Raw genomic sequence first — 13,826 nt, 5'->3', positions numbered from 1 at the left:
GAAAAGCTGGCTATTCAGAATCTTTTAAAATCTTCTAAATAGCTTTAAATAAAAGTAATAATTGGTTCGACTTAAATCAAGTTCGTATTCTTTTGTGCTTGTAAAGTAATCATCATTAACGCTACAAACCCATCTGGGTTGTATGGTTAAGCCTCACGAGTCATTAGTACAGGTTAGCTCAACGCCTCACAACGCTTACACACCCTGCCTATCAACGTCCTAGTCTCGAACGGCTCTTTAGAGGAATTAAATTCCTAGGGATGACTCATCTTAGGACTCGCTTCCCGCTTAGATGCTTTCAGCGGTTATCGATTCCGAACGTAGCTACCGGGCAATGCTATTGGCATAACAACCCGAACACCAGCGGTTCGTCCACTCCGGTCCTCTCGTACTAGGAGCAGCTTCCTTCAATCATCCAACGCCCACGGCAGATAGGGACCGAACTGTCTCACGACGTTCTGAACCCAGCTCGCGTACCACTTTAAATGGCGAACAGCCATACCCTTGGGACCGACTTCAGCCCCAGGATGTGATGAGCCGACATCGAGGTGCCAAACACCGCCGTCGATATGAACTCTTGGGCGGTATCAGCCTGTTATCCCCGGCGTACCTTTTATCCGTTGAGCGATGGCCCTTCCATACAGAACCACCGGATCACTATGACCTACTTTCGTACCTGCTCGACGTGTATGTCTCGCAGTTAAGCTGGCTTATGCCATTGCACTAACCGTACGATGTCCGACCGTACTTAGCCAACCTTCGTGCTCCTCCGTTACTCTTTGGGAGGAGACCGCCCCAGTCAAACTACCCACCAGACACTGTCCTCAACCCCGATTCAGGGGCCTAAGTTAGAACATCAAAACTACAAGGGTGGTATTTCAAGGTTGACTCCACAAAAACTAGCGTCTCTGCTTCAAAGTCTCCCACCTATCCTACACATGTAGGTTCAATGTTCAGTGCCAAGCTATAGTAAAGGTGCACGGGGTCTTTCCGTCTAGCCGCGGGTATACGGCATCTTCACCGCAATTTCAACTTCACTGAGTCTCGGCTGGAGACAGCGTGGCCATCATTACGCCATTCGTGCAGGTCGGAACTTACCCGACAAGGAATTTCGCTACCTTAGGACCGTTATAGTTACGGCCGCCGTTTACCGGGGCTTCGATCATGAGCTTCTCCGAAGATAACCCAATCAATTAACCTTCCGGCACCGGGCAGGCGTCATACCGTATACTTCCTCTTGCGAGTTTGCACAGTACTGTGTTTTTGATAAACAGTTGCAGCCACCTGGTATCTGCGACTCCCGGCAGCTTAGAGAGCAAGTCTCATCACCGCTGGGAGCGTACCTTCTCCCGAAGTTACGGTACCATTTTGCCTAGTTCCTTCAGCCGAGTTCTCTCAAGCGCCTTGGTATTCTCTACCCAACCACCTGTGTCGGTTTGGGGTACGATTCCTACTAACCTGAAGCTTAGAAGATTTTCCTGGAAGCATGGCATCAACTACTTCATCACCTTAGTGACTCGTCATCAGTCCTCAGTCTTGCAATTTAATGCGTATTCCCGGATTTGCCTAAGAATACAACCTACAACCTTAAACGCGGACAACCAACGCCGCGCTAGCCTAGCCTTCTCCGTCTCTCCATCGCAGTTAGTAGAAGTACAGGAATATTAACCTGTTTCCCATCGATTACGCCTTTCGGCCTCACCTTAGGGGTCGACTTACCCTGCCCTGATTAACATTGGACAGGAAACCTTGGTCTTTCGGCGAGGGAGTTTTTCACTCCCTTTATCGTTACTCATGTCAGCATTCGCACTTCTGATACCTCCAGGATGGGTTACCCCTTTCCCTTCAACGGCTTACAGAACGCTCCTCTACCGCTTGCTAGTAAACTAGCAAACCCATAGCTTCGGTGTATTGCTTAGCCCCGTTAAATCTTCCGCGCAGGCCGACTCGACTAGTGAGCTATTACGCTTTCTTTAAAAGATGGCTGCTTCTAAGCCAACTTCCTAGCTGTCTAAGCCTTCCCACATCGTTTCCCACTTAGCAATAACTTTGGGACCTTAGCTGATGGTCTGGGTTGTTTCCCTTTTCACGACGGACGTTAGCACCCGCCGTGTGTCTCCCGAGTAGTACTCATTGGTATTCGGAGTTTGCAAAGGGTTGGTAAGTCGGGATGACCCCCTAGCCTTAACAGTGCTCTACCCCCAATGGTATTCGCTCGAGGCGCTACCTAAATAGCTTTCGAGGAGAACCAGATATCTCCCGGTTTGATTGGCCTTTCACCCCCATCCACAAGTCATCCGCTCATTTTTCAACATAAGTCGGTTCGGTCCTCCAGTTGATGTTACTCAACCTTCAACCTGCCCATGGATAGATCACCGGGTTTCGGGTCTACACCTTGCAACTAAACGCGCAGTTAACACTCGGTTTCCCTACGGCTCCGCTATTCGCTTAACCTCGCTACAAAATGTAAGTCGCTGACCCATTATACAAAAGGTACGCAGTCACGGTCTCAAGAACCGCTCCCACTGCTTGTACGTATACGGTTTCAGGTTCTATTTCACTCCCCTCACAGGGGTTCTTTTCGCCTTTCCCTCACGGTACTGGTTCACTATCGGTCAGTCAGGAGTATTTAGCCTTGGAGGATGGTCCCCCCATGTTCAGACAAGATGTCACGTGTCCCGTCCTACTCGTTTTCATCTATGGTTAGTTTTCATGTACGGGGCTATCACCCTGTGCCGCTGAGCTTTCCAACTCATTCCACTAACACCCCATAGACTTAAGGGCTAATCCCCGTTCGCTCGCCGCTACTAGGGGAATCTCGGTTGATTTCTTTTCCTCCGGGTACTTAGATGTTTCAGTTCCCCGGGTTTGCCTCACATACCTATGTATTCAGTATGTGATACTCACTTATGTGAGTGGGTTTCCCCATTCGGATATCGTTAGCTCAAATGCTTGTTACTAGCTCGCCAACGCTTTTCGCAAGTTACTACGTCCTTCATCGCCTCTGACTGCCAAGGCATCCACCGTATACGCTTAGTCACTTAACCATACAACCCACATAGGTCTAGTTCGCTTGCTATTCAAGTTACTGTCTTTATTGTGAATCTCACTCGTCGGTTATGTAGCAAGCTACACGCCCTTCTCGTTCAAATCACCGCTTCGACATTAACATGACTAACTGCGCGTTAAACTTTGCTGTTACTCTCAGATTTCTCTTCGAACAACGACAGTTGTATCGCAACTAATGGTGTTTACTTTCGCCAAAAGAATACTCTTGAAGCACTTTCCTAACTAAAGGTCTATGCTTCAGCACTTGATTTAAGTGTTTGAGAACTCAATTATTTATTTTTCGCGCTAATGCTATTAACCACTGTAATCGCTATTTCTTACGAAACATCTTTCACAATAGTCCCTTTCGCATTAACACTATCAGCTTTCCAAATTTTTAAAGAACAAACAACACCGTAAAGGTGCGTTTCTCGCTCTAACAAGAACAAGTTATCTGTGTGAACACTCAGCAAATATTGAGTTAGTCGTATAGGTAAGGAGGTGATCCAGCCCCAGGTTCCCCTAGGGCTACCTTGTTACGACTTCACCCCAGTCATGAACCACACCGTGGTAAACGCCCTCCCCGAAGGGTTAAGCTATCTACTTCTGGTGCAGCCCACTCCCATGGTGTGACGGGCGGTGTGTACAAGGCCCGGGAACGTATTCACCGTGACATTCTGATTCACGATTACTAGCGATTCCGACTTCACGGAGTCGAGTTGCAGACTCCGATCCGGACTACGACCGGCTTTGTGGGATTAGCTTGACCTCGCGGCGTTGCGACCCTCTGTACCGACCATTGTAGCACGTGTGTAGCCCTACTCGTAAGGGCCATGATGACTTGACGTCGTCCCCACCTTCCTCCGGTTTATCACCGGCAGTCTCCCTAAAGTTCCCACCATTACGTGCTGGCAAATAAGGATAAGGGTTGCGCTCGTTGCGGGACTTAACCCAACATTTCACAACACGAGCTGACGACAGCCATGCAGCACCTGTCTCACAGTTCCCGAAGGCACCAAGCTATCTCTAGCGAGTTCTGTGGATGTCAAGAGTAGGTAAGGTTCTTCGCGTTGCATCGAATTAAACCACATGCTCCACCGCTTGTGCGGGCCCCCGTCAATTCATTTGAGTTTTAACCTTGCGGCCGTACTCCCCAGGCGGTCTACTTAATGCGTTAGCTTGGGAACCCAGTGTTCAAGACACCAAATTCCGAGTAGACATCGTTTACGGCGTGGACTACCAGGGTATCTAATCCTGTTTGCTCCCCACGCTTTCGTACCTGAGCGTCAGTCTTTGTCCAGGGGGCCGCCTTCGCCACCGGTATTCCTTCAGATCTCTACGCATTTCACCGCTACACCTGAAATTCTACCCCCCTCTACAAGACTCTAGTTTGCCAGTTCAAAATGCAATTCCCAGGTTGAGCCCGGGGCTTTCACATCTTGCTTAACAAACCGCCTGCGTACGCTTTACGCCCAGTAATTCCGATTAACGCTTGCACCCCTCGTATTACCGCGGCTGCTGGCACGAAGTTAGCCGGTGCTTCTTCTGCGAGTAACGTCACAGTAAGCAGTTATTAACTACCTACCTTTCCTCCTCGCTGAAAGTGCTTTACAACCCGAAGGCCTTCTTCACACACGCGGCATGGCTGCATCAGGCTTTCGCCCATTGTGCAATATTCCCCACTGCTGCCTCCCGTAGGAGTCTGGACCGTGTCTCAGTTCCAGTGTGGCTGATCATCCTCTCAGACCAGCTAGGGATCGTCGCCTTGGTAAGCCATTACCTTACCAACTAGCTAATCCCACCTAGGTACATCCAATCGCGAAAGGCCCGAAGGTCCCCTCCTTTCCCCCGTAGGGCGTATGCGGTATTAGCAGTCGTTTCCAACTGTTATCCCCCTCGACTGGGCAGTTCCCTAGGCATTACTCACCCGTCCGCCGCTCGACAGCAAAGTAGCAAGCTACTTTCTGTTTCCGCTCGACTTGCATGTGTTAGGCCTGCCGCCAGCGTTCAATCTGAGCCATGATCAAACTCTTCAATTAAAGTTCTTTTGATGCATCCTCTTTCGAAGATGACATCGGCTCAATGAATTATACTGTTTTTCACTAACCCGAAGGTCAATGAAGCTTACATATTTTGCTTCTTTGAATTTACTTTGCTTGCTCGTGAGAGTAAGAAAGTAGAAACCAAAGTTGCTATGGTCACTCAGTGGTTCATTGAGTTAAATTTTTGATTGCTCATCCTTTACTAGAAAGAGTGAAGCAATTTCGAATAACTCAACACCTGTGAGTGTCCACACAGATTTCTTGTTTTGTATTGTTAAAGAACGTGGTGCTAAGTAGCACCGCCGTTGACGCTAGGTCGAAGGCTTTTACTTACTGACCAAGGCTATTCGTCTTGGCTAGGGAGGCGTATTCTACACTCTCCGTGGTTGGCGTCAAGGGCTTTTAAAAAAATTAATTTCAACTGCTTACTTGTTGCCCTGACTGGGTTTCAGCTTTCGTTTAGAAGACTGGTTTGCCGTGTCAGTGGATGCGCATTATAGGGGGTTTCGATGTGAGCACAAGGGCTATTTAGACTAATGCTGACATATTTTAAAAATAGTCATTTAAGCACAAGCTACCCACCAGTTATCCACTAACTTACCCACAAAATAGCTGGTTACCACTTAAACCATAGCGGTTTACAGCTAATCTCAGTCACCAAGTATAGATACAGAATCCAGCGAGAACACTGCAATACTGCTATTTTTATTTATCTAGCCAGGTAGTTCTTATCAGTAGCAGGCTAGAACGAGCAATTACATAAGAAGTATTATGTTTTTCCTATTCACCTTATACAGTGATCAGATTTAGCCGATATCTTATATGTCATTCACTGAATCTTTGCTCCTCTACCCTAGACATATTTCTAATTCTTATACCTATGCTAACGAGTGAATATTCTGGGCAGCATAAGACAGTGATCGACTCAGATTTGTTGAACTCACTATTTCAAGCAAATGAATGAGTCAAAGATGATCCTACAGCTCTTATTCACACGTAAGTTGACCGCTAAAGCACAAATCCTTTGCGACATAACTCTTGGCGGTCAAGGATAAGAACTTACCCTAACCAAAACCAAAACCAAAACCATCTTATCCCGGAGACTTCTCACGGTTTAATTAAGGCTGCCTCTGTAAATAGTCCATGCAGCCCCTCTAGGTCAACACATAGGGAGGAATTACGGCGCTTTGGAACCGTAGCTTTAGTTGTTTGGAAAAGTGGAGGCTCCTTAATACCCCAACATGGTACTTGCCGAAGGCCGAACACATGGGAGGCGGAGAAATAGCGCATGGAACAAAGAGCGGAGGCGCCAGGAAATGTGACTAGGCTCACATGACGGTGAAATTACGGCGCTTTGAATACACAGTATTCAGCCATAATTGAACGCGGAGAAACTTCGTTTCATAGCGGGAGAGCCCGCTTAGCGGCGGGACGACATCGGGGGTAGGCATTGCACGTACGTGCTTAAGTGGATAAGCCACCTGCCTACATTGACGTGGATATGGGTACCGATAAGTTCGAGCTAAACAGCCAAAACTTTATTAAATTCCAGACGCAAAAAAGCCACCTTATTCAGGTGGCTTTTTCACTTAATGAGCGCCTGGAAATGACCTACTCTCACATGGGGAGACCCCACACTACCATCGGCGCGATTGCGTTTCACTTCTGAGTTCGAGATGGGTTCAGGTGGTGCCACAATGCTATGGTTTCCAGACTAATTTGGTAAATTTGAAAAGCTGGCTATTCAGAATCTTTTAAAATCTTCTAAATAGCTTTAAATAAAAGTAATAATTGGTTCGACTTAAATCAAGTTCGTATTCTTTTGTGCTTGTAAAGTAATCATCATTAACGCTACAAACCCATCTGGGTTGTATGGTTAAGCCTCACGAGTCATTAGTACAGGTTAGCTCAACGCCTCACAACGCTTACACACCCTGCCTATCAACGTCCTAGTCTCGAACGGCTCTTTAGAGGAATTAAATTCCTAGGGATGACTCATCTTAGGACTCGCTTCCCGCTTAGATGCTTTCAGCGGTTATCGATTCCGAACGTAGCTACCGGGCAATGCTATTGGCATAACAACCCGAACACCAGCGGTTCGTCCACTCCGGTCCTCTCGTACTAGGAGCAGCTTCCTTCAATCATCCAACGCCCACGGCAGATAGGGACCGAACTGTCTCACGACGTTCTGAACCCAGCTCGCGTACCACTTTAAATGGCGAACAGCCATACCCTTGGGACCGACTTCAGCCCCAGGATGTGATGAGCCGACATCGAGGTGCCAAACACCGCCGTCGATATGAACTCTTGGGCGGTATCAGCCTGTTATCCCCGGCGTACCTTTTATCCGTTGAGCGATGGCCCTTCCATACAGAACCACCGGATCACTATGACCTACTTTCGTACCTGCTCGACGTGTATGTCTCGCAGTTAAGCTGGCTTATGCCATTGCACTAACCGTACGATGTCCGACCGTACTTAGCCAACCTTCGTGCTCCTCCGTTACTCTTTGGGAGGAGACCGCCCCAGTCAAACTACCCACCAGACACTGTCCTCAACCCCGATTCAGGGGCCTAAGTTAGAACATCAAAACTACAAGGGTGGTATTTCAAGGTTGACTCCACAAAAACTAGCGTCTCTGCTTCAAAGTCTCCCACCTATCCTACACATGTAGGTTCAATGTTCAGTGCCAAGCTATAGTAAAGGTGCACGGGGTCTTTCCGTCTAGCCGCGGGTATACGGCATCTTCACCGCAATTTCAACTTCACTGAGTCTCGGCTGGAGACAGCGTGGCCATCATTACGCCATTCGTGCAGGTCGGAACTTACCCGACAAGGAATTTCGCTACCTTAGGACCGTTATAGTTACGGCCGCCGTTTACCGGGGCTTCGATCATGAGCTTCTCCGAAGATAACCCAATCAATTAACCTTCCGGCACCGGGCAGGCGTCATACCGTATACTTCCTCTTGCGAGTTTGCACAGTACTGTGTTTTTGATAAACAGTTGCAGCCACCTGGTATCTGCGACTCCCGGCAGCTTAGAGAGCAAGTCTCATCACCGCTGGGAGCGTACCTTCTCCCGAAGTTACGGTACCATTTTGCCTAGTTCCTTCAGCCGAGTTCTCTCAAGCGCCTTGGTATTCTCTACCCAACCACCTGTGTCGGTTTGGGGTACGATTCCTACTAACCTGAAGCTTAGAAGATTTTCCTGGAAGCATGGCATCAACTACTTCATCACCTTAGTGACTCGTCATCAGTCCTCAGTCTTGCAATTTAATGCGTATTCCCGGATTTGCCTAAGAATACAACCTACAACCTTAAACGCGGACAACCAACGCCGCGCTAGCCTAGCCTTCTCCGTCTCTCCATCGCAGTTAGTAGAAGTACAGGAATATTAACCTGTTTCCCATCGATTACGCCTTTCGGCCTCACCTTAGGGGTCGACTTACCCTGCCCTGATTAACATTGGACAGGAAACCTTGGTCTTTCGGCGAGGGAGTTTTTCACTCCCTTTATCGTTACTCATGTCAGCATTCGCACTTCTGATACCTCCAGGATGGGTTACCCCTTTCCCTTCAACGGCTTACAGAACGCTCCTCTACCGCTTGCTAGTAAACTAGCAAACCCATAGCTTCGGTGTATTGCTTAGCCCCGTTAAATCTTCCGCGCAGGCCGACTCGACTAGTGAGCTATTACGCTTTCTTTAAAAGATGGCTGCTTCTAAGCCAACTTCCTAGCTGTCTAAGCCTTCCCACATCGTTTCCCACTTAGCAATAACTTTGGGACCTTAGCTGATGGTCTGGGTTGTTTCCCTTTTCACGACGGACGTTAGCACCCGCCGTGTGTCTCCCGAGTAGTACTCATTGGTATTCGGAGTTTGCAAAGGGTTGGTAAGTCGGGATGACCCCCTAGCCTTAACAGTGCTCTACCCCCAATGGTATTCGCTCGAGGCGCTACCTAAATAGCTTTCGAGGAGAACCAGATATCTCCCGGTTTGATTGGCCTTTCACCCCCATCCACAAGTCATCCGCTCATTTTTCAACATAAGTCGGTTCGGTCCTCCAGTTGATGTTACTCAACCTTCAACCTGCCCATGGATAGATCACCGGGTTTCGGGTCTACACCTTGCAACTAAACGCGCAGTTAACACTCGGTTTCCCTACGGCTCCGCTATTCGCTTAACCTCGCTACAAAATGTAAGTCGCTGACCCATTATACAAAAGGTACGCAGTCACGGTCTCAAGAACCGCTCCCACTGCTTGTACGTATACGGTTTCAGGTTCTATTTCACTCCCCTCACAGGGGTTCTTTTCGCCTTTCCCTCACGGTACTGGTTCACTATCGGTCAGTCAGGAGTATTTAGCCTTGGAGGATGGTCCCCCCATGTTCAGACAAGATGTCACGTGTCCCGTCCTACTCGTTTTCATCTATGGTTAGTTTTCATGTACGGGGCTATCACCCTGTGCCGCTGAGCTTTCCAACTCATTCCACTAACACCCCATAGACTTAAGGGCTAATCCCCGTTCGCTCGCCGCTACTAGGGGAATCTCGGTTGATTTCTTTTCCTCCGGGTACTTAGATGTTTCAGTTCCCCGGGTTTGCCTCACATACCTATGTATTCAGTATGTGATACTCACTTATGTGAGTGGGTTTCCCCATTCGGATATCGTTAGCTCAAATGCTTGTTACTAGCTCGCCAACGCTTTTCGCAAGTTACTACGTCCTTCATCGCCTCTGACTGCCAAGGCATCCACCGTATACGCTTAGTCACTTAACCATACAACCCACATAAGTTTGTTGTATCGTAACTAATGGTGTTTACTTTCGCCAAAAGAATACTCTTGAAGCATATTGCTATGCTTCGGCACTTGATTTAAGTGTTTGAGAACTCAATTATTTATTTATTTTTCGCGCTAATGCTATTAATAACAACTTACAAGTAAGTCATTATCCCTTTCGCATTAACACTATCAGCTTTCCAAATTTTTAAAGAACAAACAACACCGTAAAGGTGCGTTTCTCGCTCTAACAAGAACAAGTTATCTGTGTGAACACTCAGCAAATATTGAGTTAGTCGTATAGGTAAGGAGGTGATCCAGCCCCAGGTTCCCCTAGGGCTACCTTGTTACGACTTCACCCCAGTCATGAACCACACCGTGGTAAACGCCCTCCCCGAAGGGTTAAGCTATCTACTTCTGGTGCAGCCCACTCCCATGGTGTGACGGGCGGTGTGTACAAGGCCCGGGAACGTATTCACCGTGACATTCTGATTCACGATTACTAGCGATTCCGACTTCACGGAGTCGAGTTGCAGACTCCGATCCGGACTACGACCGGCTTTGTGGGATTAGCTTGACCTCGCGGCGTTGCGACCCTCTGTACCGACCATTGTAGCACGTGTGTAGCCCTACTCGTAAGGGCCATGATGACTTGACGTCGTCCCCACCTTCCTCCGGTTTATCACCGGCAGTCTCCCTAAAGTTCCCACCATTACGTGCTGGCAAATAAGGATAAGGGTTGCGCTCGTTGCGGGACTTAACCCAACATTTCACAACACGAGCTGACGACAGCCATGCAGCACCTGTCTCATAGTTCCCGAAGGCACCAAGCTATCTCTAGCGAGTTCTATGGATGTCAAGAGTAGGTAAGGTTCTTCGCGTTGCATCGAATTAAACCACATGCTCCACCGCTTGTGCGGGCCCCCGTCAATTCATTTGAGTTTTAACCTTGCGGCCGTACTCCCCAGGCGGTCTACTTAATGCGTTAGCTTGGGAACCCAGTGTTCAAGACACCAAATTCCGAGTAGACATCGTTTACGGCGTGGACTACCAGGGTATCTAATCCTGTTTGCTCCCCACGCTTTCGTACCTGAGCGTCAGTCTTTGTCCAGGGGGCCGCCTTCGCCACCGGTATTCCTTCAGATCTCTACGCATTTCACCGCTACACCTGAAATTCTACCCCCCTCTACAAGACTCTAGTTTGCCAGTTCAAAATGCAATTCCCAGGTTGAGCCCGGGGCTTTCACATCTTGCTTAACAAACCGCCTGCGTACGCTTTACGCCCAGTAATTCCGATTAACGCTTGCACCCCTCGTATTACCGCGGCTGCTGGCACGAAGTTAGCCGGTGCTTCTTCTGCGAGTAACGTCACAGTAAGCAGTTATTAACTACCTACCTTTCCTCCTCGCTGAAAGTGCTTTACAACCCGAAGGCCTTCTTCACACACGCGGCATGGCTGCATCAGGCTTTCGCCCATTGTGCAATATTCCCCACTGCTGCCTCCCGTAGGAGTCTGGACCGTGTCTCAGTTCCAGTGTGGCTGATCATCCTCTCAGACCAGCTAGGGATCGTCGCCTTGGTAAGCCATTACCTTACCAACTAGCTAATCCCACCTAGGTACATCCAATCGCGAAAGGCCCGAAGGTCCCCTCCTTTCCCCCGTAGGGCGTATGCGGTATTAGCAGTCGTTTCCAACTGTTATCCCCCTCGACTGGGCAGTTCCCTAGGCATTACTCACCCGTCCGCCGCTCGACAGCAAAGTAGCAAGCTACTTTCTGTTTCCGCTCGACTTGCATGTGTTAGGCCTGCCGCCAGCGTTCAATCTGAGCCATGATCAAACTCTTCAATTAAAGTTCTTTTGATGCATCCTCTTTCGAAGATGACATCGGCTCAATGAATTATACTGTTTTTCACTAACCCGAAGGTCAATGAAGCTTACATATTTTGCTTCTTTGAATTTACTTTCTCGAAAGAAAGTAGAAACCAAAGTTGCTATGGTCACTCAGTGGTTCATTGAGTTAAATTTTTGATTGCTCATCCTTTACTAGAAAGAGTGAAGCAATTTCGAATAACTCAACACCTGTGAGTGTCCACACAGATTTCTTGTTTTGTATTGTTAAAGAGCGTGGTGCTAAGTAGCACCGCCGTTGACGCTAGGTCGTTGGCTTGAGGAGGCGTATTCTACACTCTCCGTGGTTGGCGTCAAGGGCTTTTAAATATTTAATTCTTATCGTTTAAAACGAAGGAAAAAACTAAGCTAACTTGTTGCCCTAACTCGACTGGTCTTACTCAACTTAATGTTTAGTAGGACTGGTTTGCCGTGTCAGTGGATGCGCATTATAGGGATATCAGCCCAGAGCACAAGGGCTTTTTAGACTAAAACTGACATATTTTAAAAACAGTGATTTAAGCACAAGCTACCCACCAGTTACCCCCAGACTTACCCACAAACATGCCTAAACCCGTCCGATTTTAACTCAGTTCTTATTCATTCTACTCACTTTTCAAACTACCGACTTACTTCTACGTGGCAATATCTCTATTAATAGTCTGCACTGGTGGCTTACATCCTTAATGTGACGTAATTCATTAGATAGGAGTTCATGCTGACCCTTCAACTCTCACCATAAGTCACTCATTTATGCCTAATAGCCTTGATTACCTCAACATTCCTAAATAGAAGCAAATATTCCACTTCATATTTATCCATGAATACCCAAGAATAGAGTCTATTGCCGGCAAGCAAGTCCATTGATGCAAATTCGAATTTTGTATTTATATTTTATAGCACTCACAAGGATCAGAGCATGACTTTAGGGCAGCAGTTAAAACAGTTCAGAGTAGACAGAGGATTTAGCCAGCCAGAGTTGGCAGAACTAGCCGGTATTGAGCAATCCTACTTATCAAAATTAGAAAACGACAAGTCCATTCCATCCAATGATATCTTTCGCGCTTTATTAAAAGCCTTAACGATTACAGTTGAAGAGTTCATTCATCGTTTCGATGTAATGAAAGACAGATTTCAGCTTATTCAGATCCCTGACATTGAATTGAAGCTGGCACAACAAGAACAGGAACTCATTCATAATCTACGTCGCTACCTTTATATAGCAAGTCTATTAATTATTCTGGGGATCACGCTTTTCTACACAGGTTACAGCAAGCAGTTATTCGATGAGACGCGTTATCAATATGAATCACCAGGTATCATATTACCCGGTGAAGCAAATGACATTTACTCTTCATGGAGAAATATAATCAGCACAGACACCAGAGAAGGTAGGGCTGAAGTTGATGCTAGAAGAATAGAGATGGCTAAACGCCGCAACGAAATTATATTGCTAACCGATGAGAATCACGGCCAGTACTTTGTCGAAGAATCAACAATGGGTAAAAGGCAATATCTTCTGGATAAAAAAGAAAAGTTACCCAGAACAATCAACGCTTGGCTACAGATAATTGGGGTGTTATTACTCTGTTCAGGGATTATGGGCTTTGTTTTAGAAAGACGCTTTAATAAGACGTAAGCTTATTTATCTAAGAGCTCTAGGCTATAGATAGTTTTACTCTCTATAGCCTTAATGCTTAACCTATGACGAGTACATATAGTAGTAGGCAATGAACTAAGGCTTAAAAACACCGATTATATCCCCGCTGGCCTTCTTTGCGACTTTCTCATCGGTTTGTTGCTCCCGATAATCACACTCCACACATTCTATAGTCTCAACGCCCTGCTCTTTAAATAGTACAATGCTATCCATAGCTTTACATTTAGGGCACTTAGCACCGGCAACGAAACGCTTCTTCACTCTAACTTCAGTCACTGTTATCAACCTGCTATTGTCTAACTTACTATGGGATGTTTTCCAACTTAACGCCTATTTTGCCACAATCTCATTCAATTAACCCCATTGTCATGATTTTGATTTTGCTCCTAGGCTGAAACTCACTTCTGGGA

General features: G+C 47.2%; 2 protein-coding genes and 5 rRNA genes. 1 reads left to right on the top strand and 6 read right to left on the bottom strand.

From position 1 onward, the window contains the following. Positions 1 to 142 precede the first annotated feature (142 nt). The 5 genes from SVI_RS02450 to SVI_RS02430 form a co-directional block, all read right to left on the bottom strand. Positions 143 to 3,047: ribosomal RNA gene (locus SVI_RS02450) — 23S ribosomal RNA — on the bottom strand. A gap of 495 nt (positions 3,048 to 3,542) precedes the next feature. Next, positions 3,543 to 5,087, bottom strand: a 16S ribosomal RNA gene (locus SVI_RS02445). A gap of 1,601 nt (positions 5,088 to 6,688) precedes the next feature. Continuing rightward, positions 6,689 to 6,804 (bottom strand): 5S ribosomal RNA (gene rrf, locus SVI_RS02440). A 158-nt stretch (positions 6,805 to 6,962) separates the two neighbouring features. After that, a 23S ribosomal RNA gene (locus tag SVI_RS02435) occupies positions 6,963 to 9,867 on the bottom strand. Positions 9,868 to 10,173: 306 nt separating this feature from the next. Beyond that, positions 10,174 to 11,718: ribosomal RNA gene (locus SVI_RS02430) — 16S ribosomal RNA — on the bottom strand. The 16S, 23S and 5S rRNA genes sit together here, the layout of an rRNA operon. A gap of 957 nt (positions 11,719 to 12,675) precedes the next feature. Between SVI_RS02430 and SVI_RS02425 the strand changes: the two genes are divergently transcribed. Continuing rightward, the gene (locus tag SVI_RS02425) at positions 12,676 to 13,395 is read left to right on the top strand and encodes a helix-turn-helix domain-containing protein (protein ID WP_013049800.1); all 720 of its coding nucleotides are present in this window, start codon (positions 12,676 to 12,678) and stop codon (positions 13,393 to 13,395) included. A 96-nt stretch (positions 13,396 to 13,491) separates the two neighbouring features. Here the strand turns inward: SVI_RS02425 and SVI_RS02420 are convergent, their stop codons facing one another. Further along, entirely contained in the window at positions 13,492 to 13,692 is a 201-nt protein-coding gene (locus SVI_RS02420; RefSeq protein ID WP_041419593.1) for a YheV family putative zinc ribbon protein, read from the bottom strand. Positions 13,693 to 13,826 lie beyond the last annotated feature (134 nt).

It is taken from the genome of Shewanella violacea DSS12, assembly GCF_000091325.1.
Classification (GTDB): domain Bacteria; phylum Pseudomonadota; class Gammaproteobacteria; order Enterobacterales; family Shewanellaceae; genus Shewanella; species Shewanella violacea.
This window is presented reverse-complemented; position numbering and strand designations above follow the sequence as displayed.

Bases quoted from the DNA above. Each gene is read 5' to 3' on its own strand.
- SVI_RS02425 (WP_013049800.1), top strand. From the start codon at position 12,676: ATGACTTTAGGGCAGCAGTTAAAACAGTTCAGAGTAGACAGAGGATTT.